Source organism: Arthrobacter sp. B0316-5-4, from assembly GCF_059090325.1.
In genome coordinates this window covers 716,239-739,311 of record NZ_JBNHFN010000002.1, presented here as the reverse complement: position 1 = coordinate 739,311, position 23,073 = coordinate 716,239, and the positions used below count along the sequence as shown (strand labels likewise).

The following is a 23,073-nucleotide window of genomic DNA, read 5'->3' as shown; positions in this document are numbered from 1 at the left end:
GGCTTGGATTGAGTACTGCATTACCGGATTTGGCGGATGGCGATTTCTATTACGAATCGTTGGGCGCGGGGCGCTACCGCTCGACGATCCACGCCCAGGGTGCCTGGAATCCGCACGAACAGCACATGGCTCCGGCCTCTGGCATCATCGCTGATGCTTTGGTCCGGCACGAGCCCAGGAATGATGTTCGTCTGGCACGGATCAGTTACGAAATTCTGGGCTTGATTCCCGGCGGCGAGTTCCAGGTCACCACCTCAACGCTGAGGGCGGGCCGGACTATCGAACTCATCCAGGCCGAACTCTCCGCAGGAGGTCGTGTGGCCATCCGTGCCGCTGCGTGGCGGATGATTACCAGTGACACCAGCGCAGTGGCCGCTGTTGAAGATGAGCCGATGCCCGCTCCGGACGAATGCAAACCATGGGACGGCGCCAGCGTGTGGCCCGGCGGCTATATCCGCTCCTTGGAAATGCGCTTGGCCGAAGGGCACCGTCCGGGTTCCGGCCGGGTGTGGATCCGGACCTCGCACCCGCTGACCGATCGGGATGACAGCACGGACCTGGCACGGCTGATGGGCCTGGTGGATACGGCCAACGGCATCGCCGCCCGTGTTCCGCCCGGCGAAAACAGCTACATCTTCCCCAACGTTGACCTGCAGATCCACATGTACAGGGCACCCGCCGGCGAGTGGTTGGGGCTGGATAACAAGGTCTCCTTCGGCGCGGACGGTATTGGCCTGACATCCACTGTGCTTCACGACATCAGCGGGCCTTTCGGCCGGGCCGAGCAGATCCTGACCCTGAGGAAGAGTTGATGCACGCGGCCACGACGGAGCGCGGGCAGCTTACTGCTTACCGTCAGCCCGAATCCATGGGGGCTGCAGAGGACCTCGACTTCGCACTGGAGCTCCTGAAACGGACCCGGAGTGGGCAACTGGGGCCGTCCCTGCGGCTGTACCGCCCGAAGCCGACGGTGGCCTTTGGCCAGCGCGACGCGAACCTGCCAGGCTTCGCCGCAGCCGAAGAGGCCTGCCGCGAGCTTGGGTTCGAGCCCCTGGTCCGGAAGGCCGGTGGCCGGGCGGCCGCGTACCATGAGGGCTCGTTGGTAATCGATCATGTGGAGCCACACCCGGACGCCATCGTCCGGGCCAAGGCCCGGTTTTCAGAATTCGGCGAGTTGCTGGCCGGTGCGCTGCGAAGCGTTGGCATCCATGCCGCCGTCGGCGAGATCCCCGGAGAGTACTGCCCCGGTGAGTTCAGCGTCCACGGTGAGGACCCGGACTTCCCCGCGCACCGGATCAAGCTGATCGGCACGGCCCAGCGGGTGGTCTCCGGCGGTTGGCTCTTCAGTTCAGTGATTGTCGTGGAGAACTCGCAGCCCATCCGCGAGGTCCTGACGGCCAGTTACGCAGCCCTCGGACTGGACTGGGATCCGGCCACCGCTGGTGCTGCAAGCGACCTGCTGCCGCACTTGGATGTAAAGACTGTCGAGGACGCAGTGATTGAGGCCTACCGCGGTTACGCCGACGTGCTCGACGGCGACTTCCGGACTCTTGTGGGCTAGCCACCGCCCCCCGTTGAGTCGCTTGAATACCGGGTTTAGGCTGAGGGAATCAGCTACCTAATCACGGGAATCGTGGTGGAACGATGGGCCGCAAGAAGGAACCCCTGGAGGATTCGGACGTAGGGCTCAGCGTCGGCCCGCCGAAAAGGTCCGCGGCCGGTCTGCCCAGCCTCAGCGAAACGCTTCCGCATGCCATGGCGTACATGGGGCCTTCGCGGGCGTGGAAGACGCTGACAGCAGTCAACCAAAAGGACGGTTTCGACTGCATGAGCTGCGCATGGCCGGACCCGCCGGAACGCAAGGCGGCGGAATTTTGCGAGAACGGCGCCAAGGCCATCGGCTGGGAAGCCGAACCACTAAGGATTCCTTCCCAGTTCTGGGCCGACAATACCGTCCAATCGCTGGGTCAACGCTCGGAATACTGGCTCGGACAGCAGGGCAGGCTGGTCGAACCGGTGTACAAGGCCGCGGGTTCGGAACATTACGTCCCCATCGGCTGGGACCAGGCGTTTGGAATCATCGCCCAGGAACTGCATGCCTTGGACACCCCGGACGAGGCCACGTTCTACACCAGTGGCCGGACAAGCAACGAAGCCGCCTTCCTCTACCAGCTTTTCGTTCGCGCTTTCGGGACCAACAACCTCCCGGATTGCTCCAACATGTGCCACGACTCCACCGGTGTTGCGATGGGGGAGACTATTGGCGTGGGTAAGTCCGCCATCACCTATGCCGATTTTGCCAAGGCCGACCTGATCATCATCATGGGCCAGAACCCTGGTACCTGCCATCCGCGGATGCTCACTGCGTTGGAGGAAGCCAAACGGGCGGGAGCAGACATCGTTGCCATCAATCCGCTCCCGGAAGCCGGGCTGATCAATTTCCGGAACCCGCAGAGTCCCCGCGGCCTGCTCGGAAAAGGAACCGACCTCGCGGACCAGTTCCTGCAGATCAGGCTTGCCGGTGACATGGCGTTGCTGCAGGCCGTTTCCAAGCGTGTGTTGGATGCGGAAAGCGCGGCTCCCGGCACGGTGCTCGACCGTACTTTCATCGATGAACATTGCCAGGGATTTGTTGGCTTCGCAGCGCACCTGGCAACGTTGGCTGAGCGGGACGTCCTGGCGGCCACGGGCTTGGCCAGCAGCGAGATCGATGAACTTGCACAAAGGTACCTCCGGGCTGACAGGGTCATCATTACGTGGGCCATGGGCATCACTCAGCACAAGAAGGCCGTGGCCACCATCAAGGAGATCATCAACCTCCTCCTGCTTCGCGGCAACATCGGCAAACCCGGTGCGGGCCCCTCCCCAATCCGTGGCCATAGCAACGTCCAAGGTGACCGGACCATGGGGATCTGGGAGAAGATGCCGCCACGGTTCCTGGACGCGCTCCAGGACGAGTTCGGTTTTGACCCGCCGCGGAAGCCCGGCCTGGATGCCGTGGACAGCATCCGCGGGATGCGGGACGGCCGGATCAAGGTCCTGGTGGCGCTCGGCGGGAACCTGGTCCACGCGATCTCCGATACCGGGGTGGCCGAGGACGCTGTGCGCCGGACCCGCCTGTCCGTCCAGATCTCCACCAAACTGAACCGATCACATGTGGTGGTGGGTGAGCAGGCGCTGATCTTGCCCACTCTTGGACGTACCGAAAAGGACCTGCAGCGTGGTGTGGAGCAGTTCGTGACCGTGGAGGATACTGTCTGTGCGGTGCACCGTTCGGCCGGTCCACTTGAACCTATTGCCAAGGACGTGCTGTCCGAGGTCGCCATTGTTACACGCATGGCCCAGGCAGTCCTTGGCCACAAGGTGCCGGTTGATTGGGCCGGGCTTCGGTTCGACTACGACGCCATCCGGGACCACATCTCGCGGGTGGTTCCCGGGTTTGAGGATTTCAACACGCGCATTCGCGAGAAGGACGGCTTTGTGCTGCCCCACGGACCCAGGGACAGCAGGACTTTCCCGACAGCCACGGGGAAGGCCATGTTCACGGTGAACCAGTTGGAGACCATCGGGGTACCGGCTGGCCGCCTGCTCCTTCAAACCATCCGTTCGCATGACCAGTTCAACACCACCACCTACTCCATGAATGACCGCTACCGTGGCATCAAGAAGGGCCGCATGGTGCTGTTGGTCAGTCCGGAGGATCTTGCCGGACTGGGATTCGAGGATGGCGGCTACGTTGACGTCCACAGCGAAGCCGACGACGGTAAGGACCGCGTGTTGCGCCAGTTGCGCCTGGTTTCATACCCCACGGCGCGTGGCTGCGCAGCCGCCTACTTTCCGGAGGCGAATGTCCTGGTGCCCTTGGATTCCACGGCTGAGGACAGCAACACGCCGGCATCCAAGTCCGTGGTTATCCGGCTTGAGCCAGCTGACGCTCCGGACTTTGGGACGCCAGCCGGCTCAGGCCGGTGAGTGCGGGACTAGTGTCCGCGGGCAATCCATTCGTCCAGGTGCGGGCTCTCGGAGCCGATGGTGGTTGTATCCCCGTGTCCAGTGCGGACCACTGTATCCCCGGGCAGGGACAGCAGCCTGGTCCGGATGGATTCAATGATGGTGGGGAAGTCGCTGTAGGACCGTCCGGTGGCACCCGGGCCGCCTTGGAAAAGGGTATCGCCGCTGAAGAGCGTTCCCTCGCTGGGGAGGTGGAATGAGACCGAACCCGGCGAGTGGCCGGGTGTGTGGATGGCTTCCAGGGTTGCCCCGGCGACGGTGAAGGTATCTCCGTCAGCGATGGAGTTGTCAGGATCGGTGCCGGGGAAGACATCGCGCCAGAGCATCCAGTCGTCCTTGTGAAGGTAGACCGGCGCCTTGGTGAGTTCCCGGAATTCGCCGGCATAGCGGATGTGGTCGTCGTGGCCGTGAGTGAGCAGGATGGCTTTCACTGCGCGGCCGTTGACGGCTTCGACAATCGCGGCGGGATTGTGGGCGGGATCGATGACGATGCACTCGTCGGCGTCACCGATGATCCACACGTTGTTGTCCACATCCCACGTGCCGCCGTCGAGGGAGAAGGTGCCGGACGTTACGACGCGATCGATCGTGGGGTTGGTTTCGGCGTTCACAGTTCAACCACCGATCGGAGGACGGCTCCCTGGTGCATCTTGTCGAACGCCTCTTCCACCTGGTTGATGGTGATGCGCTCCGTGACGAAGGCATCAAGGTCCAGCTTGCCCTGCTTGTAGAGGTCAACCAGCATGGGGAAGTCCCTGGAGGGCAGGCAGTCGCCGTACCAGGAGGACTTCAGCGACCCGCCACGGCCAAAGACATCCAGCAGCGGCAGTTCGAGCGTCATCTCGGGCGTGGGGACGCCCACGAGGACAACGGTTCCGGCGAGGTCGCGGGCGTAGAAGGCCTGCTTGTAGGTTTCAGGACGGCCGACGGCGTCAATCACCACGTCTGCTCCGAAACCGCCAGTAAGCGCACGGATTTCCTCAACGGGGTCCCCGGCAGAGGAATCGACGGTGTGGGTGGCGCCCAGTTCCTTGGCGCGTTCGAGCTTCTTGGCGTCAATGTCCACCGCAATGATGGTGGTGGCCCCTGCGAGCGCAGCGCCGGCGATGGCTGCTACGCCCACGCCGCCGCAGCCGATGACGGCGACTGAATCGCCGCGCTTGACGCCGCCGGTGTTGATCGCGGCGCCCAAACCTGCCATGACGCCGCAGCCGAGCAGGCCGACGGCGGCGGGATCGGCGTCGGGGTCTACTTTGGTGCACTGGCCGGCAGCAACGAGTGTCTTTTCGATGAACGCTCCGATGCCCAGGGCCGGCGACAGTTCGGTGCCGTCTTCGAGGGTCATCTTTTGCGTTGCGTTGTGGGTGTTGAAGCAGTACTGGGCTTGGCCGCGCTTACAGGCACGGCAGTTTCCGCAGACTGCACGCCAGTTGAGGACTACGCGGTCGCCGGGGGCGACGTCGGTGACGTCGGGGCCCACAGCGCTGACGACGCCGGTGGCTTCGTGGCCCAGCAGGAACGGGAAGTCGTCGCTGATGCCGCCCAGTTTGTAGTGGAGGTCGGTGTGGCAGACGCCGCTGGTGAGGATGTCAACGAGTGCTTCACCGGGCCCTGGTTCGGGAACCAGCACGGTTTCGAGGGTTGCGGGTGCGCCTTTGGAGCGGACGACTACGCCTTTGACTGCGTGGACCATGGAGAGGGTTCCCTTCGGGCTCGCGGAGAGCGGGCCCGGCTAACTGCAGAAGGGCCCGCTACGGATTCCCAATCTGTCTATCACAGGTGGCAGACAGTTAGTGGATTGTTCCGTGCGGACCCTTCAGGGTGTACGTGAGCCTTAGGCTGCGAGTCGGCTTTCAACCTCGGAGGCTGAGGGGTTGGTGGCAGCGGTTCCGTCGGGGAAGAGCACGGTGGGAACGGTGCGGTTGCCACCGTTGAGCTGCTCGACGAGTTCGGCGGTGCCATCGACTTCTTCGATGTTGATCTCGGTGTAGCCGATGCCCTTGGCGTCCAGCTGCTTCTTCAGGCGGTTGCAGTAACCGCACCAGGTGGTCGAGAACATGGTGATGGTGCCGGAGTCGGGAGTGAAGTCCACAGAGCTCTCCTCAGTAATGGTCGTTTTCGCGGGTTGGTTCGTTCGTAACAACGGTAACCCGGCGCCGAATAATTCCCGTGCGGCCGGGAAGTGCACGTTACATCACATGTCCGCGCTGGTGCGTTCCTTCGGGAGAGGGCAGACTGTTCGCATGTGTGGACGCTATGTGATGGCCCGTGCGGTGGGGGACCTGCTCGCCGATTTTGACGCCGAACTTGAAAACGAGATCGCCCTTGAAAAGTCGTGGAACGTGGCCCCGACGGACGCGGTTCCCATCGTCCTGGAGCGCCTGGTGGAGGATAACCCGAAGCGGCAGCTGCATGTTGCCAAGTGGGGGCTGGTCCCCTCATGGGCCAAGGATCCCAAGGGTGGCGCCAGGTTGATCAACGCCCGCAGCGAGACCCTCCTGGAGAAGCCCTCCTTCAAGAAGGCTGCCGTGGCCCGCCGGTGCGCGGTCCCAGCCGATGGCTACTACGAGTGGAAGAAGGGGGAGGGCAAGAGCAAGCAGCCCTATTACGTGCACCCGGGGGACGGGCACGGACTGGTCTTTGCGGGATTGTATGAGTGGTGGAAGGACCAGTCGGCTTCACCTGACGACCCCGGACGCTGGCTGCTTTCCATGTCCATCCTGACCGCCGACACACCGACTGCCGAATCAGCCCGGACCCGGCGCAGCGCCTCGGTGTTCGACGAGCTCACAGCGCTTCACGATCGTGTTCCGTTGCCCATGGGAGCCGAAACAATGGAAGCGTGGCTCGATCCGCGCGAGAAGGATGCGGCAGGTTTGGTGGAGCTGGTCCGCTCCAGGGCACACGACGCGGCAGCCGATTGGACAATTGACCCGGTGGGCGCCGCCGTCGGTAATGTCCGCAACAACTCACCGGAACTCATTGAACCGGTGGAAGGGCTCTTCTAGCAGTCAGAGAGCTTCGTTCACTGGAACGCCGGACTGGAACTCGCGGCCGTCCGCTTCGCTGAACGCTGTCATGACATGGCCTTTGCTGAGCCCATGGATGGCGGAGAGGGGGAAACTGCCTGTGATGACGTTTCCGGAGTGCTCCACGCCCTTGATGTCGTAGTTTTCCTCTGCGCTGAGGGAGTGGTTGAACGAGTAGAACGAGATCGCTTCGCCGTTCATGAACTCGATGCCAAGCCTTCGCTGGGAGGAGTAGTCTTCGCTGGCAGCAACAAGGCCCACGACGTAGGCGCCGGAGCCCGGTATGTTGCCGTCGATTTCGAACCGTGCCACCAGGTTCTCGTCCGAGGCTGAGATGTTGACCTGCTTGAGGAGTGCGTCATTGGTGCTCATGCCATAATCCTGCTCTGCGGACCCGCTGCCGTCCACCCCTTTGCCGGTCAGCCCTCCAGGAGGCGCTGGACGTTGCTTGCCACGACTGTGGGCTCAAGGCTTTGTCCCCGGCGTGCGGTGAGGGTGTGCATGGCCAGCCCGTCGCTGTAGTCCGCCACTGCTTCCGCCCGTGCCCTGGCATCGGCTATGCCCATGGTTTCGAGAACCTGCGCCAAGGCGGAAAGCATCCTTTCGTGGCCCGCTGCCACAACGTCCGGTTGATCGAGGGCGAGGACAAACCGGGCCCGGGTCAGTTCAGCGTTTTCGTGCGCGAGTGCCATGAGTGAGGTGGCGAGTTGACCCGCCAAGGCGGGCACCGACGTCGGGACCTCAAAACGGCCCTGCTGCAGAAGCAGGTTGTCCAGCTCTTCGACGCGGTCGACGGCGGCGCTGACCAAGGCGGCGCGGCTGCGGAAATAGTTCGAGGTAGTTCCGACGGCGACGCCGGCCTGGGCGTCGACGGCCCGGTGGGTGAGTCCCTTGAGTCCCTGGGCGGAGACAACGGCGAGCGCTGCGTCGGCTAACTGTGTACGTCGGTCAGGCATGGCGAAAGTCTAGCTTCAACCCCTGGCACCACTACAAATGTAGTAGTACAGTGACCGCATGGAAAACGTAGACATTATTGGCGGCGGCATAGCCGGGCTCGCGCTCGCAGCGCGGCTGGACCCCGGAAGATTCAGCGTCACCCTGCACGAGCAGAGGCCCTACCTCCCCACGGTGGGGACAACCCTGGCGATGTGGCCCGAAGCCCAGCGGGCCCTTTCGGAACTGGGGATCCTCGGGGCCGTCAGGGACCGGGGCGCCATTATCACCGCGGGCGCCCTCCGGCATCCGGGTGGAGAGCCGGCATTGTCCATGGAGGGCGAGGGTTTGCTTGGGGTCTCGCGGACCGAACTGCTCAGCCTGCTGGACTCCGCTGTGCCAAGTGTTGTTCGGAGGGTTACGGAGAGGGTGGAAGGCGTTCCCGCTCCCTCGGGTTTGACGGTCGGCGCGGATGGCGTCCACAGCGTGGTTCGCCAGTACGCATGGGGAAAGCGCAGCGCCGCCAGGGCCACGCCCTTCCTGGCAGTCCGCGGAGTTGTACCCCTGGTCCCATCGCCGGAAGATGTTGGAGAGTACTGGGGCCGGGGAGAGATCTTCGGTTTGGCCCCCGCCAAGGGCGGAACCAACTGGTACGCCTCCTTCAGATCGCCGTTGGGTCCCGGGCGGGTCGACGTCGAAGAAGCGCTGGGGGCAGCAAGGGCCCGCTATGCCCAGTACTCGCCGGCCGTGCAACACGTGCTTTCCCGGGCAACTCCGGAAAATTCACTGGCCCAACGCATCTGGACCACCCCTGCCATGGCCCGCTATGTGAAGGGAAGCGTCGTGTTGCTCGGAGATGCCGCCCACGCCATGACGCCCAACCTCGGTAGGGGCGCCTGCGAAGCACTGATTGATGCCGTGACCCTAGGCAGGCTGCTCAATGACCTGCCGCTGGAGGAGGCGCTCGCCGGCTATGAAAGGAAACGCGTGTTCCGCACCCAGCAAATGCGGTTGGCCTCGGCCCTGATAGGCAGGATTGCCCTCGCACAGCGCATGCAACCCCTAAGGGATTCCCTGCTGAAGCAGGCGGGGAGGCAGGTCTCCCGGGTCCAGGGAAAAGCAAAAACTTCGAAGTAGGTTTTGTCGGAGCAGCGTCGTAAACTGGAAGTATTCGAACATACTTTCGAATATGGGTTGAGGCGCAAGGAGTGTGGATATGGGACTGTTCAGCGAATCAGTGGACGTCATCTGCACAGACCAAGGCCAACCACAGGAAGTAACGTTTAAGGGAACCAGCTACAAAGTTGCGGGAGAGCCGGACCGATGGTTTGAACGACGCAAGTGGTGGGCAGAGGAAACCCGTGCACCCATCGGCAGCGGAGCAGGGCTGGTCGACCACGAAATCTGGCGCGTGCAACTCGAAAACACCATCACCCTGGACATCGTCCGCCACCTTGGCAGCGGGCGATGGCGGCTCCTCCGCATCCACGATGCAGCACCGGCACGCGCCGTTGAGCCCGACGAAGCAGCGTGAACCTTGAGCTTCACCCACCTGCACGTCTCAACAGCCTTCAGCGCCCACTATGGGGTCTCCTGGCCCGATGAACTCGCCCAAGCCGCCGCAGCAGATTCAGCAACCGCGCTCGCCTGTACTGACAGGGACGGTCTGTACGGAACTGTGAAACACATCAAGGCCTGCATGGACGCGGGCATCGACCCCATCGTGGGGGTTAACCTTGCAGTCTTCGACGACGACGGCGACCACCGCACCCAAATTGCCGGTCGCGTCGTCGTCCTGGCCCACGGCAACAACAACGGGGCCGGATACAGGGCGCTCTGCCGCCTCATCTCCGACGCCCACGCACGGACCTCAGGAAAAGCCGGCGGAACAATCCCGGTGGCAGTCACCAGAAGTGAACTCGCCTCACGAACCCTCGATCCCCAAACACTCAAACCTGTCCTCACCGTCCTGATCGGCCCCGATTCCGATGTGGGGCAATCCATGGGAGGACGCAAATACCTCAGGCCCCGGACCCTCTTCAAAGAGTGGATCAACGCCATGCCACCGGGCACCATCGTCGCCGAAACAGTGACCCACCTCAGCGCTCCCGGAGAACCCCTCAGCACCGCCCATGCAGTGCGGATGCTCAAACTGGCACTCGAATACAACGTCCCGGCAATCCTCAGCAACGCAGTCCGCTACTGCGCGCAGGACGGCGCCGCCACCGCAGACGTCCTCGACTCAGCGCGCACCCTTAAATCCCTCCCCGAACTCTCAACCGCCCCAATGCTCCAGCCCACAGGCCAAGGATGGCTCAAGAACGCCCACCAAATGCTCCAACTGGGCAAGGAAATCATGGGCGCCGCCGGTCAAGGCAAAGCCGACCTCCACAAACTCCTTGCCAACACAGAAGCCCTCGCCGACAAATGCCGGATCAATCCCGTCCTGGATATGGGATGGAAAACGCCGGTTGTCCCTGAAGCCTCCATCATCGGCATCGAAAAAGATCCAATGGTCGAACTGGCCGAACGCTGCAACGCTGGAATCTCCCGACGATTCCCCGGCATCAGCGGCTCGGCCGAAGAACAGCTGCGCTCGCGGTTGGACCACGAGCTTGGAATCATTGGCAACCTGGGGTTCGGCTCATACTTCCTCACCGTGGCAGAGGTTTCACGGATGATCCTGGACATGGGGGTAAGGGTCGCGGCTCGGGGATCCGGTGCCTCCAGCTTGGTCAACTATTTGATCGACATCAGCCAGGTTGACCCGATCCGCCACGACCTCATCTTTGAACGCTTCCTGTCCGGGCGCCGGTCAACCCTGCCCGATATCGACATCGATGTTGAAAGTGCTGAACGGCACAACGTCTATCGAAAGATCTTTGACCGGTTCGGAGCCGAGCGCGTCACCCTCATGAGCATGCAAAACGGGTATCGGGCAAGGGGCGCCGTCCGGGATGCGGGAATGGCGCTGGGCATGGACGAAGGCGAAATCGGCGAAATCGCCAAGCAACTGTGGAGGTTTTCTGCCCGCAAATTCCGTGAGGCCCTGGTGGAGAAGCCTGAGCTTCGCGATTTTGCCGGGCGGGTGGAACGGGGTGCTATGGAAGAAAACCAGCAGCTCGATCTGCTGGTGGACCTGACCGAAAGACTGGACCGCTTGCCCCGCCACATCTCCATGCACCCCTGCGGAGTGATCCTGGGTGATGCCACCCTCCTGGACCGGACTCCTGTGCAACCCAGCGGGTTGGGCCTGCCCATGAGCCAGTTCGACAAGCACGACATGGATCCCATGGGCATGCTGAAACTGGATGTCCTTGGCGTGCGTATGCAAAGTGCCATGGCTTTCGCTGTCCGGGAAGTCATCCGGTTGCATCCAAGCAAGGAAGAGGTAGTGGAAGCCGGCAGGCATCCCGTTGGGCCAGGTGGTTCGGGTCCTGACTATATTGCGCCGGATGGGAAGATCGACCTGAATGCGGTCCCCTTCGACGACCAGGCCACCTATGAGCTGATCAGGAGCACCCACACCCTGGGGTGCTTCCAAATCGAATCCCCGGGCCAGCGCGAGCTCATTGGCAAGATGGCACCCCGGGAATTCAACGACCTCATCATAGATATTTCCCTCTTCAGGCCCGGGCCCATGAAATCTGACATGGTCCGGCCCTTCCTGGAGCACAGGCATGGTTTTGCCCCGGAGGTCTATCCGCATCCGGACCTCAAGCCGGTCCTGCAGGAAACGCATGGCGTGACGGTGTTCCACGAACAGATCCTCAAAACATTCGATGTCATGACCAAGTGTGGACTGGACAGGGCTGACGAGTTCCGTCGTGCCCTGGGTGACGAAGTCCACGAACCCGGCGTCGAGAAGTTCTTTCGCAAGGAAGCGATCAGGAACTATCCGCCTGAAGTCGTGGACAAGGTCTGGGGGACCCTTAAGGCCTTTGGCAGCTTCGGTTTCTGCAAGGCCCATGGGGCGGCGTTTGCCGTGCCCACCTACCAATCAGCCTGGCTCAAGACCCATCATCCCGAAGCTTTCCTCGCAGGGCTGTGGGAACACGATCCCGGGATGTACCCCAAACGCCTCCTGGTGGCAGAAGCCCGCCGGCTTGGCATTCCCATCCTCCCGTTGGACATCAACCGAAGCCATGCTGAATACCGGGTCGAAAAAATCCAGGAGGGCCCTGACACGGGCAAGCTCGGCATCCGCTTGAGCCTGACCGGCATCTATGGGCTGTCCGGTGCCGAGCTGACGAGGATTGTTGCCGGCCAGCCCTACGATTCCCTGGCGGACCTCCGGGCCCGGGCAAGGGTGAGCAAGCCAAACATCAAAAGGCTGGCCCAGCTGGGGGCCTTTGATGCCCTGCATAAGGATTCCGGCGGAAAAGCAAACCGCGCAGACCTCGTACAGCACCTGCAAGCCCTCCAAACAAGTCCAGCCAGGAAAGCTGCCGACGTCATTGAGGGGCAACTGTCCTTTGCGCTGGGGGATGTTGAGCTGCGGAACCTGGCTCCTGAACTGCCCGCCCCCACCAGGGTGGAAAACGTCAGGGCCGAGCTTGACCTGATGGCAATGGACGTCAGTGAGCACCTGATGGACAGCCATAGGCCGTTGTTGGACAAACTCGGAGTCACCACTGCTGACAAACTTCTGGGACTGCGAAACGGCACTGAGGTCCTGGTGGCGGGAGTGCGGGTCGCCACCCAAACCCCACCCATGCGGGGAGGGCGGCGCGTGGTGTTCATCAGCATCGACGACGGCACCGGTTGCGTTGATTCTGTCTTCTTCCACGAAGCACAGGAAGATTCCGGTCCACTGCTGTTCGGCACCCGGATGTTGCTGATCCGGGGGACTACCAGGAGGACCGGTCCCAGGGGAATCAGCCTGAGCGCCAGCAAAGCATGGGACCTTGGCAAGCCTGAGACCTTGCCCTACGCGGAACTCCTTCCGTCCGGAGCTGGGCTGCCTGACGAATACATCGATCACGGACCACTTCACGGGATCTCCCGGAACCTTGCCATCACGGGCTTAGGCAGCTGAATCCGGCGACGGCGTGCTGCTTTGGCCGCCTCCACCGAAACGGATACGATTGACGGTGGCTGGCTGTGGTCCCCGTACGCCACAAGCTACGAAGCCTCAACTATGAATAGGAGACACCCGTGTCAGATGCCCAACAGATCACCCTCATCGTCGATGGCGAAGAGACCAAGGTGACGGAAGGGACTACCGGCGCGGAACTCTTTTTCGAGCGCCGCGACGTCGTTGTAGCCCGTGTCAACGGTGTGCTGAAAGACCTCGACCAGGTGCTTCCCGCCGACGCTGAGATCGAAGGCGTCACCATCGAATCACCCGATGGCCTCAACGTGCTGCGCCACTCCACCGCGCATGTCATGGCGCAGGCTGTGCAGCAGTTGCGCCCCGACGCCAAGCTTGGCATTGGCCCGTACATCACCGATGGCTTCTACTTCGACTTTGACGTCGCCGAGCCATTTACGCCGGAAGACCTGCGCCAGCTGGAAAAGATGATGCAGAAAATCATCAACCAGAACCAGAAGTTCGTTCGCCGCGTGGTCACCGAAGAAGAAGCCCGCGAAGCCATGGCAAACGAGCCCTACAAGCTCGAACTGCTGGGGAAGAAAAACGAAGCAACCGACGCCGCGGAAGGCGTCAACGTTGAGGTCGGCGCCGGCGACATCACCATCTACGACAATGTGGACAGGAAGAGCGGCGAGAGCGTCTGGTGCGATCTGTGCCGTGGACCGCACCTGCCCAACACCAAAATCATTTCCAACGCTTTCGCGTTGACCCGTTCCTCCGCTGCCTACTGGCTGGGTAACCAGAACAACCAGCAGCTACAGCGCATCTACGGCACGGCCTGGCCCACCAAGGAAGCCCTCAAGGCCTACCAGGAACGAATTGCCGAGGCTGAGCGCCGCGACCACCGCAAGCTCGGTGTGGAACTGGACCTGTTCTCCTTCCCGGATGAGCTTGGTTCCGGCCTCCCCGTTTTCCACCCCAAGGGCGGCATCATCCGCAAGGAGATGGAAGACTACTCACGCAAGCGCCACGTGGATGCCGGCTACGAGTTCGTTTACACCCCCCACATCACCAAGGGACACCTTTACGAGGTTTCCGGCCACCTTGACTGGTACAAGGACGGCATGTTCCCGGCGATGCAGGTGGACGCCGAATTCAACGAAGACGGCACGGTCCGCAAGCCGGCACAGGACTACTACCTGAAGCCGATGAACTGCCCCATGCACAACCTGATCTACCGCTCGCGTGGCCGTTCCTACCGTGAACTTCCGTTGCGTTTGTTCGAGTTCGGATCTGTGTACCGCTACGAAAAGTCCGGCGTCGTGCATGGCCTGACACGAGTTCGCGGCATGACACAGGACGACGCCCACATCTACTGCACGCGCGAGCAGATGAAGGACGAACTCACCACCACGCTGAACTTCGTCCTGGGACTCCTCAAGGACTACGGCCTGGACGACTTCTACCTGGAGCTCTCCACCAAGAACGAGGAAAAGTTCGTCGGTGACGACGCCGCCTGGGAAGAGGCCACACGCACCCTTTCCGAGGTTGCTGCAGCTTCCGGCCTGGAACTGGTTCCGGATCCGGGTGGAGCAGCTTTTTACGGTCCCAAGATCTCCGTGCAGGCCAAAGACGCTCTGGGCCGGACCTGGCAGATGTCCACCATCCAGCTGGACTTCAACCTGCCCGAACGCTTCGAACTGGAGTACCAGGCCGCCGATGGCACGCGCCAGCGCCCGGTCATGATCCACCGGGCCCTCTTCGGTTCCGTGGAACGCTTCATGGGTGTCCTCACCGAACACTACGCGGGTGCTTTCCCCGCATGGCTTGCCCCCGTCCAGGTAGTAGGCATCCCCGTAGCCGAGACTTTCAATGACTACATGTTCGACGTCGTGGACCAGCTGAAGGCCGCAGGAATCCGGGCTGAGGTGGATATCTCCTCGGACCGCTTCCCGAAGAAGATCCGAACCGCCAGCAAGGACAAGATCCCGTTCGTCCTCATTGCCGGAGGCGAGGACGCCGAAGCAGGCGCCGTGTCATTCCGCTTCCGGGACGGCAGCCAGGATAACGGCGTGCCCGTGGCAGAGGCGGTCCGCCGGATCGTGGACGCCGTCAAGAACCGCGAGAGCTGACGGAACGGGACACAGAGACGGTGCAGGAGAACACAGGCGCGGCAGCCGGCATTCCAGGCGACGCCGAAGTAACCGATGACTTCGGACTCGCGGGCGTCCCGGACGCATTTCAGCGCCTGTGGACTCCGCACCGGATGGCCTACATCAAGGGCGGGCAGGATCAGTTCAAGAACAAGGACGATTGCCCGTTCTGTGTAGGGCCCACCCGTACTGATGAGGAATCCCTCATCGTCTACCGGGGAAAGACCTGCTACGTGGTCCTCAACCTGTTCCCTTACAACCCGGGGCATTTGTTGATCTGCCCTTACCGCCATGTGCCCGATTACACGGACATCACCGCGGAGGAGACGGCCGAGTTCGCCGAGCTCACCCAGACCGCAATGCGCGTCCTGCGGAAAGTCTCCAACCCCAGTGGTTTCAACCTGGGCATGAACCAGGGAGTAACGGGTGGCGCCGGTATTGCTGCGCACCTTCATCAGCACGTCGTTCCACGCTGGGGCGGGGACGGAAATTTCTTCCCCATCATCGCCCAGACCAAGGCCATCACGCAGACACTCGATGAGGTCCGCAAGCTTGTGGCTGAAGCCTGGCCGGGGGAGTCGAATGCTGAATAGGCACGCACGCGGCTTTTTCACATCCCTCTTTACCCCGCTGGCCCGCTGGCTCCTCAGGATCGGTGTGTCACCTGACGCCGTCACCATTGCGGGAACAGCGGGCGTCATCCTTGGTGGCCTGGTGCTCTACCCGCTTGGCCATTTGTGGTGGGGCTCGGTGGTTGTTGCCTTCTTCGCATTCTCGGACGTGGTGGATGGCATCATGGCGCGGATGCAAGGCCGGAGCGGTGGTTGGGGCAATTTCCTTGATTCCACCCTTGACCGGCTGGCTGACGGTGCCATTTTCGCGGGCCTCACCATCTGGTTTTTCACCAGGGGCCAGGACCCCGCCATCGGAACAGCCGCCGTCGTATGCCTAGTCCTGGGAATGGTGGTGTCCTACGCCAGGGCCAAAGCCGAATCCCTGGGCTACCAAGCCAGCGTCGGGATCGCCGAGCGCGCTGAGCGTTTGGCGTCCGTCCTGCTGATTGCCGGGCTAACCGGCCTGGGGCTTCCGCCCGTCGTGTTGTTCGCAACGCTGGTCCTGCTTGCCATTGCCAGCGTGGTCACGATCGTCCAGAGAATGGCCACCGTCCACCGGCAAGCCATGGCCGAGGTCGAGGGAACTGGCATCTGACCAGAGTGTCCCTACCGCAATTGTGCAGCCGTCCTACCACAGCACTGTTTGTTGCCCCCAAAGGCAGTAATGAATGTACTGCGGCCCTGCAACGTGCGACTACTATTACTAGTACTTGGTCACCTTGACCTGAAACCCGGTGTGCACTGATAGCGGTCGTGTGGCTGCGCGTGGCTCCGGCAAGAAGGTCGTTTATCTACCCATAGGGGTTTTTGTGTCTACACCAGATGTAAGCAACGAAGCCGGTTCGTCCGCGAACAGCGTCACGGGCAGCAGCCGCGTCAAGCGGGGCATGGCTGAGATGCTCAAGGGCGGCGTCATCATGGACGTCGTTAACGTCGAGCAGGCCCGCATCGCCGAGGACGCCGGCGCCGTTGCCGTCATGGCCCTCGAGCGTGTCCCGGCCGACATCCGCGCCCAGGGTGGCGTGTCCCGCATGTCCGATCCGGACATGATCGATCAGATCATCGCCGCCGTGTCCATCCCGGTGATGGCCAAGGCCCGCATCGGCCACTTCGTCGAAGCCCAGGTCCTGCAGTCCCTCGGAGTTGATTACATCGACGAGTCCGAGGTCCTGACCCCGGCCGACTACGTCAACCACATCGACAAGTGGAACTTCACCGTCCCGTTCGTGTGTGGTGCCACCAACCTTGGCGAGGCGCTGCGCCGCATCAACGAGGGCGCGGCCATGATCCGTTCCAAGGGCGAAGCCGGTACCGGCGATGTTTCCAACGCCACCGGGCACATGCGCAAGATCCGTGCCGAGATCGCCAAGCTCGCCGCCCTCCCCGAGGACGAGCTGTACGTCGCGGCCAAGGAACTGCAGGCCCCGTACGAACTGGTCAAGGAAATTGCCGCGACCGGCAAGCTCCCGGTAGTGCTGTTCACCGCCGGTGGCATCGCGACTCCGGCTGATGCTGCGATGATGATGCAGCTCGGCGCCGACGGTGTGTTCGTTGGTTCGGGTATCTTCAAGTCCGGTAACCCGGCAGAGCGCGCGGCCGCCGTCGTCAAGGCCACCACGTTCTACGACGACCCCGATGTCATCGCCAAGGTCTCCCGTGGCCTGGGCGAAGCGATGGTCGGCATCAACGTCGACGAAATCCCTCAGCCCCACCGCCTCGCAGAGCGCGGCTGGTAACAGCAAAAGCAGTACGACGCCGGGTGGTCGCCTCACAGAGGTGGCCACCCGGCGTCGTTGTCAGCTCAGTCCCCGGCGCTTGAGCAGCGGTTCCAGCTCAGCATCGCGGCCCCGGAACGACCTGAACGACTCCAGGGGGTCGCGGCTGTTTCCCCGGGACAGCAATTCTTCCCTGAAGTGGTCCCCGTTCGCGCGGCTCAGGCCCCCGTTTTCCTTGAACCATTCCACAGTGTCGGCGTCCAGTACCTCGCTCCAAATGTAGGAGTAGTATCCGGCCGCATATCCGGCGCCGGCAAAGATGTGTTGGAAATACCCGGTCCGATAGCGTGGCGGAATCAGGGGGTGGGCAACGCCGGCGTCGGCCAGGGCCTTGGCTTCGAACGCGAGCACGTCGTCGGGGACGTCCGCGGTGGACAGCACATGCCATGCGAGGTCCAGCAGCGCCGCCCCAAGGTATTCCGTGGTTGCAAAACCTTCGCCCCATAACAATGAGTCGTTGAGTTTATCCACGATGTCCTGGGGAAGGGCTTCACCGGTGGCATGATGGCGGGCATAGTTGGCCAGGACCTCGGGCCACATGATCCACATTTCGTTGACCTGCGAGGGGTATTCCACGAAGTCACGTGGAACCGAGGTCCCGGAAAACCGTGGGTACGCGACATCCGAGAGCAGGCCGTGCAGGGCATGGCCAAATTCGTGGAAGACAGTGCGTACCTCGTCAAGGGTCAGCAGCGTCGGTTCGCCCGGAGCCGGCTTGGTGATGTTGAGGTTGTTGATCACCACGGATTGGGTGCCCAGCAGCCTGGACTGGTCCATGAGGGAGTTCATCCACGCCCCGCCGCGCTTGGACTCCCGGGTGTAGTAGTCGCCGAGGAACAGGCCAAGGCCGGTGCCGTCTTCGTTGCGCACCTCCCACACGCGGACGTCGGGATGGTAGCCCTGCAGATCGTCCCGCTCGTGGAAGCTCAAACCATACAGTTGCGTGGCCGCGTGGAACACACCGTCCCGCAGTACAGCGTCCAGGGTGAAGTACGGCCGGAGCGCCTGTTCATCCACTTGGAACTTTTCCTTGCGGACGCGTGACGAGTAGAAAGCCCAGTCCCAGGCTTCCAAGGGGTGGCCCGCGGACTGAGCCAAGGCATCGGCTTCCGCCTGTGCATTCCTCACTGCGGCCGGCGCCAACCGGCCAAGCATTGCGTGGACCGCGGAAAAATCGGGGGCGGTCTGTTGGTCCACCACCAGTTCTGCGTAGTTGGCGAACCCCAGGAGGGATGCCTTCTCTGCGCGCAGCTGCACAGTAGCTGTCACGAGTTCGCGCACATCCAGCGGCCCGCCGTCGGTGCCGCGGGCGAGGGACGCTTCATACAGGCGACGGCGGATGCCCCGGTTTTCCAGTGAGGCAAGGGCAGGCTGGTTGCTGGGTTGAATGAGGGTGATGAGGTACTTGCCGTCGTGGCCGGCGGCTTTGGCAGCCTCGGCGGCACCGGCGATGTCCTCGGACGAGAGCCCGGCCAGGTCTGCTTGGTCATCCAGGAGCAGGGCCGAGGCCTTCATGGCGTCCTTTACGCGCTGGCCGAACTCGGTCCCCAACCGGGAGAGCTCAGCGTTGACTTCGCGCAGCCTGCCCTGGCCGTCGTCATCGAGTTGGATTCCGGACTGCCGGAACTCCTTGAGATATTCCTCCACGAGTCGCGACGATTCAGGATCGAGTCCGGTCATGTCGATAGTCGCGAACCGTTCGTAGAGTCCGCGGTCCATGTACACGGCATCCTGGTGGGCGGAGAACTTGGGAGACAACTCGATTTCCATCGATTTGATGTCATCCGTGGCGTCCGCCGAAACGAGTGTGTAGAACGCAGATGCGGCCCTGTGAAGGAGGCGTCCGGAGCGTTCCATGGCCACGGCAGTATTTTCGAACGTCGCGGATTCCGGGTTCTCCACGATGAGCCTGATCTCCCGCAGATGCTCTGCGAGCCCTGCCTCTACCGCTTCGGCGTAGTGGCTGGCTTTGACTCCGTCGAAAGTGGGCAGCCCGTACGGCAAGGGACTTGGACTCATGAGGGGATTGGTCATGAAGTGACTCTTTCACGTAAGAATCGTGTCCTCAATAGCGGCACGCCCTGAACTGCCCGGCTTCACCCGTAGGATGAAAATTATGGGGAAGATCACAAACCCGCCCGGATTTGCCACCTGCGCAAGGGGGCTGAAAATAGCCGTCGTGGCAACCCTCGCACTTTCGTTGGGCGCCTGTGGGGTGATCGCCGAGAATGACCAGCAGAACCGCAGCAATGCCGCCACGGCTCCAGCCACGCAGCCTCCCTCACCCACTCCGACACCTGCGCCCAACCCAACTCCCGGAAAAGGGCCCGCCTGTCCGGAACTGCGTTGCACCTCGATTACGGTGACAGGGGACATGCTGGTCCACACCCAGCTTTGGCAGCAGGCCAAGGCGGACGCCGCGGCGGCGGGACTGCCCGGCTACACCTTCGTTCCCCTCCTGGAAGGACAGCGACGGTACATCAGCAAAAGCGATCTTGCCATCTGCCACCAGGAGACTCCTGTCGGCACGCCCGATGGTCCATTCTCCGCATACCCGTCCTTCAACGTTCCGCCACAGATCACTACCGCGTCCAAGGACATCGGTTACCAGGCGTGCACGACGGCGAGCAACCACACCATCGACCGGGGGACCGAAGGGCTGCTCCGCACCTTGGACGCCCTTGATGCCGCCGGGCTGAAACACACAGGTTCCTACCGCACAGAAGCGGCTTCGAAAGAAATTCTGATGCTTCAGACCGATGCTGCCAAGGTGGCCGTGATCGTCGGCACCTATGGCCTCAATGGACAGATTCCCGAGTATCCGTGGCTGGTGGACGAGCTCGATCCGGCGGCCATGATCGCTAAAGCGACGCGCGCCAAAGCGCTGGGAGCCGACATCGTCCTGGGCGTGATGCATGCCGGCGACGAGTACGCCAGCGAGGCCAACGCCCAGCAACAGGAAGTGGCGCACGCCCTGGTGGACAGCGGCCAGTTCACCATGATCTACGGACACCACACCCACTCCGTGCTCCCCATCGAAAACTACAAGGGAACCTGGATTGTCTACGGACTGGGCAACGGCATTACCGAGTTGTCCCCGTGGTATGTCGTCAACAATGAAGGCCTCCTGGTGCGGGCCCAGTTCAGCCAGAACGCCGCCGGAGCCTGGACCGCGTCCGATCTCGCCTGGGCGCCATCGGTGATCGTCCGGGATCCGTACCGCTGGTGCTCCGTAGCAAGTGATGCACCCCAAGGTGTGTGTGCTTCGCCTGCGGCGGATGCCGAAACCCACCAACGCACCAAGGCAGTTGTTGAGTCCATGGGCGCGGCTACCGCCGGTGCGCACGAACTGCTGATCACCAAGGAGAAGTAACAGGCCTACCGCGGGCGCCGCGCGGCATGTTCGCGCGCGAGGCGGGCGTAATCGTCGTCGGGCGCTCCCGGTACGAAGGAACCAAACTTGCGTTCCGCGGCAGTTCGGATCAGGAAGTCGGCAATAGCCGGGTTCTTGGGCAGCAAGGAGCCGTGCAAGTAGCTGGCCACCACATTGTTGTAGCGGGCACCTTCATGGCCGTCCTTACTGTTGTTCCCGGCACCCTTGGTGACGGTCCCAAGAGGTTCGACGCCGGGACCCAACGTGGTCTGTCCGCTGTGGTTCTCGTACCCCAGGATGTCCCCGAACTCGGTGGACTTCATGATGACGTTGCCAATCAGCCGTTCGTCAGTGCCGTGGGTTTCAACATCCAGGATGCCGATCCCTGGGATCACCGGTCCGGTGCTGGTCTTGAAGAACTTGCCAAAAAGCTGGTAAAGCCCGCAAATCACCAGCATGGGGGCGCCGTCGTCGGCCATCTGCCTGAGGTGCTCCGCCTGGGCCTGGAGATCGTCCTGGATGACCAGCTGGCCACTGTCCTGCCCGCCGCCGCCCACAACAATGTCGATATCTTCGGGGAATTCATCGCCAACGTTGTACTCCAGCAGTTCGGGCGTGTAGCCGTGCCACTTGATGCGCTGCTGCAGGACCAGGGCGTTGCCCCAGTCGCCGTAGATGTTCATCTCTTTGGGATAGAGCTGAAGGACGCGGATGGTGCCCTTGCTGGGCTGCGTTTCGGGGCGGGGCTGTGCTTCCGAGGTCATGAGACCACCTCAACTATGGTGATTTTGGCGAGCTCGCGGCGAATGGCGAGCATGGAAGTGTAGGTGCAGAAGACCCGCTTGGGCTTGCCGCGCGAGCCGTCGATGAACGCCCGAAGTGCGGCGGTGATGTCCGGCTCCACCACTCCGAACCGGACGTCGTCGTATTGAAGCCGCAGGGCCATGTCATACGCCCGGACGCCGGTGAGCACCTCCACTCCGTCCTCGCGGAGGGAATCGAACTCCACGTCCCACAGCCAGGACATGTCCCTGCCATCGGCGTAGTTGTCGTTGATGGCGATCATGGTGGCGTAGCCGCCGGCGGGGAACGACTTCAGGCCGAGGCGGAATCCGCTGGGGTTCTTCACCAGGACCAACTCAAGCGGCTGCCCGTCCACAGTCAGGCTTTCACCACGGCCGAAGGCGGGAGCAACCTCACCCAGGGCCTTCACGAGTTTGGGCGTATCAACCGGTCCAGTGCCAAGGATCGCCCTGGTCAGCGACAACGCGGCGGCGGCATTGAAGATGTTGTAGACACCACGGAGTTTCATCGCAGTGGTGACCGTCTCGCCGTCGAACTCAAAGTCGGCGTCCTGCGCACCGACCCTGCGGAGCACGACGTCGGCAGCCGGCAGATCTACAGCCTCGCCTGTCGCTGCGGCCACCGGCGTGCCGGAAGGCGACGGGCCGATGCCGGTGGTGCGCATCTCGTCGTCGTTGGGGAAAGTGCTGCGCAACGATTCGTCGAGGCCGAAGTACCGCACGCTTGGATGGTTGACGGCATCCAGGCCGTTGAGGACCTTTGCGATGCGGGCCACGCGGGGGTCTTCCCGGTTCAGGACCACGGTGTCCGTCGTCTTGGACGCAATGTGTTCCAGCAGGCGGGCCGTTTTGTCGATTTCGCCGAAGCGGTCCAACTGGTCCCGAAGGACGTTGAGCAGCAGGCTGTAGCGTGGCTGGACCTTGTTGACGAAGTGCACGGCATGGGCTTCGTCGAGCTCCAACACGGCAATATCCGCGTCAAGGCGTCCCCGCCAGTCCACGTCACCGAGCAGGGAAGCTGCGACACCGCGCGTGAAGTTGCTGCCGGACCGGTTGGTGAAGACCTTCAGGCCTTGGCTCTGGAGCAGTTCCACCACCATTTTCGTGGTGGTGGTTTTACCGTTCGTGCCACTCACCACGGCCACGCCGTGCGGCAGGGAAGCCAACGTTCGCTGCATGAAGCCCGGGTCGATTTTCTCGACCACCAAGCCGGGAAAAGCCGAGCCGCCGCCCCGAAGCCGGGAGAGCCTGCGGACCAGCTTGCCGAGGGGAACGCTGAAGGAAAGCATGCTCTGTAATATATCCCAGTCACGGCATGGAACCTGGCCCTTCGGCGGTGCCGGACGG

The 23,073-nt window shown here is 62.5% G+C and carries 20 protein-coding genes; 12 read left to right on the top strand and 8 right to left on the bottom strand.

The annotated features are described in order from the left end of the window. Nucleotides 1–8 precede the first annotated feature (8 nt). From AC5RU9_RS07710 to AC5RU9_RS07700, 3 genes are all read left to right on the top strand, one after another. Nucleotides 9–812 carry a thioesterase family protein gene (locus AC5RU9_RS07710; RefSeq protein WP_494015955.1) on the top strand — a complete coding sequence of 268 codons (804 nt, stop codon included), beginning with the start codon at nt 9–11 and terminating at the stop codon, nt 810–812. Beyond that, nucleotides 812–1,561, top strand: coding sequence for a lipoate--protein ligase family protein (locus AC5RU9_RS07705; RefSeq protein WP_494015954.1), 750 nt, complete (start codon nt 812–814; stop codon nt 1,559–1,561). The genes AC5RU9_RS07710 and AC5RU9_RS07705 overlap by 1 nt, the downstream gene beginning before the upstream one ends. Before the next feature lie 83 nt (nt 1,562–1,644). Beyond that, nucleotides 1,645–3,972 carry an FdhF/YdeP family oxidoreductase gene (locus AC5RU9_RS07700; RefSeq protein WP_494015953.1) on the top strand — a complete coding sequence of 776 codons (2,328 nt, stop codon included), beginning with the start codon at nt 1,645–1,647 and terminating at the stop codon, nt 3,970–3,972. An 8-nt stretch (nt 3,973–3,980) separates the two neighbouring features. Here the strand turns inward: AC5RU9_RS07700 and AC5RU9_RS07695 are convergent, their stop codons facing one another. The 3 genes from AC5RU9_RS07695 to AC5RU9_RS07685 form a co-directional block, all read right to left on the bottom strand. Further along, nucleotides 3,981–4,622, bottom strand: coding sequence for an MBL fold metallo-hydrolase (locus tag AC5RU9_RS07695; RefSeq protein WP_494015952.1), 642 nt, complete (start codon nt 4,620–4,622; stop codon nt 3,981–3,983). Next, nucleotides 4,619–5,704 (bottom strand): S-(hydroxymethyl)mycothiol dehydrogenase, encoded by a 1,086-nt coding sequence (locus tag AC5RU9_RS07690; protein WP_494015951.1) that lies wholly within the window; start codon nt 5,702–5,704, stop codon nt 4,619–4,621. The genes AC5RU9_RS07695 and AC5RU9_RS07690 overlap by 4 nt, the downstream gene beginning before the upstream one ends. A 141-nt stretch (nt 5,705–5,845) precedes the next feature. Further along, nucleotides 5,846–6,103 carry a mycoredoxin gene (locus AC5RU9_RS07685; protein WP_018777778.1) on the bottom strand — a complete coding sequence of 86 codons (258 nt, stop codon included), beginning with the start codon at nt 6,101–6,103 and terminating at the stop codon, nt 5,846–5,848. Between the two features lie 169 nt (nt 6,104–6,272). Here AC5RU9_RS07685 and AC5RU9_RS07680 point away from each other — a divergent pair, with 169 nt between their 5' ends. Then, nucleotides 6,273–7,019 (top strand): SOS response-associated peptidase, encoded by a 747-nt coding sequence (locus tag AC5RU9_RS07680; RefSeq protein WP_494016071.1) that lies wholly within the window; start codon nt 6,273–6,275, stop codon nt 7,017–7,019. A 3-nt stretch (nt 7,020–7,022) separates the two neighbouring features. Here the strand turns inward: AC5RU9_RS07680 and AC5RU9_RS07675 are convergent, their stop codons facing one another. Together AC5RU9_RS07675 and AC5RU9_RS07670 are read right to left on the bottom strand one after the other, a co-directional pair. Next, nucleotides 7,023–7,412, bottom strand: coding sequence for a hypothetical protein (locus tag AC5RU9_RS07675; RefSeq protein WP_211712258.1), 390 nt, complete (start codon nt 7,410–7,412; stop codon nt 7,023–7,025). 47 nt (nt 7,413–7,459) lie between these two features. Continuing rightward, entirely contained in the window at nt 7,460–7,996 is a 537-nt protein-coding gene (locus tag AC5RU9_RS07670; protein WP_494015950.1) for a TetR/AcrR family transcriptional regulator, read from the bottom strand. Between the two features lie 58 nt (nt 7,997–8,054). Here AC5RU9_RS07670 and AC5RU9_RS07665 point away from each other — a divergent pair, with 58 nt between their 5' ends. From AC5RU9_RS07665 to pdxS, 7 genes are all read left to right on the top strand, one after another. Continuing rightward, entirely contained in the window at nt 8,055–9,110 is a 1,056-nt protein-coding gene (locus AC5RU9_RS07665; RefSeq protein ID WP_494015949.1) for an FAD-dependent monooxygenase, read from the top strand. 79 nt (nt 9,111–9,189) lie between these two features. After that, nucleotides 9,190–9,507, top strand: coding sequence for a DUF6504 family protein (locus tag AC5RU9_RS07660; protein ID WP_494015948.1), 318 nt, complete (start codon nt 9,190–9,192; stop codon nt 9,505–9,507). A gap of 3 nt (nt 9,508–9,510) precedes the next feature. After that, on the top strand, nt 9,511–13,011 hold the full coding sequence (locus AC5RU9_RS07655; protein WP_494015947.1) for a DNA polymerase III subunit alpha: 3,501 nt from the start codon (nt 9,511–9,513) through the stop codon (nt 13,009–13,011). A gap of 119 nt (nt 13,012–13,130) precedes the next feature. Next, nucleotides 13,131–15,140, top strand: a complete 2,010-nt coding sequence (gene thrS, locus AC5RU9_RS07650) for a threonine--tRNA ligase (RefSeq protein WP_494015946.1) — start codon at nt 13,131–13,133, stop codon at nt 15,138–15,140. A gap of 20 nt (nt 15,141–15,160) precedes the next feature. Beyond that, a complete protein-coding gene (locus tag AC5RU9_RS07645; RefSeq protein WP_211712264.1) occupies nt 15,161–15,754 on the top strand; it encodes an HIT family protein in 594 nt (197 codons plus the stop codon). Continuing rightward, nucleotides 15,744–16,370: a phosphatidylinositol phosphate synthase gene (pgsA, locus tag AC5RU9_RS07640; protein ID WP_211712265.1), complete on the top strand. Its 627-nt coding sequence runs from the start codon at nt 15,744–15,746 to the stop codon at nt 16,368–16,370. The genes AC5RU9_RS07645 and pgsA overlap by 11 nt, the downstream gene beginning before the upstream one ends. A gap of 214 nt (nt 16,371–16,584) precedes the next feature. Continuing rightward, nucleotides 16,585–17,511 (top strand): pyridoxal 5'-phosphate synthase lyase subunit PdxS, encoded by a 927-nt coding sequence (gene pdxS / locus AC5RU9_RS07635; protein ID WP_211712266.1) that lies wholly within the window; start codon nt 16,585–16,587, stop codon nt 17,509–17,511. A 60-nt stretch (nt 17,512–17,571) separates the two neighbouring features. Here pdxS and AC5RU9_RS07630 read toward each other — a convergent pair whose 3' ends face one another. After that, nucleotides 17,572–19,584, bottom strand: coding sequence for a M3 family metallopeptidase (locus tag AC5RU9_RS07630; protein ID WP_494015945.1), 2,013 nt, complete (start codon nt 19,582–19,584; stop codon nt 17,572–17,574). Between the two features lie 82 nt (nt 19,585–19,666). Here AC5RU9_RS07630 and AC5RU9_RS07625 point away from each other — a divergent pair, with 82 nt between their 5' ends. Beyond that, nucleotides 19,667–20,923 (top strand): CapA family protein, encoded by a 1,257-nt coding sequence (locus AC5RU9_RS07625; RefSeq protein WP_494015944.1) that lies wholly within the window; start codon nt 19,667–19,669, stop codon nt 20,921–20,923. Between the two features lie 5 nt (nt 20,924–20,928). Here the strand turns inward: AC5RU9_RS07625 and AC5RU9_RS07620 are convergent, their stop codons facing one another. Both AC5RU9_RS07620 and AC5RU9_RS07615 read right to left on the bottom strand, forming a co-directional pair. After that, nucleotides 20,929–21,687 (bottom strand): type 1 glutamine amidotransferase, encoded by a 759-nt coding sequence (locus AC5RU9_RS07620; RefSeq protein ID WP_494015943.1) that lies wholly within the window; start codon nt 21,685–21,687, stop codon nt 20,929–20,931. Further along, nucleotides 21,684–23,015, bottom strand: coding sequence for a DUF1727 domain-containing protein (locus tag AC5RU9_RS07615; protein WP_494015942.1), 1,332 nt, complete (start codon nt 23,013–23,015; stop codon nt 21,684–21,686). The genes AC5RU9_RS07620 and AC5RU9_RS07615 overlap by 4 nt, the downstream gene beginning before the upstream one ends. Nucleotides 23,016–23,073 lie beyond the last annotated feature (58 nt).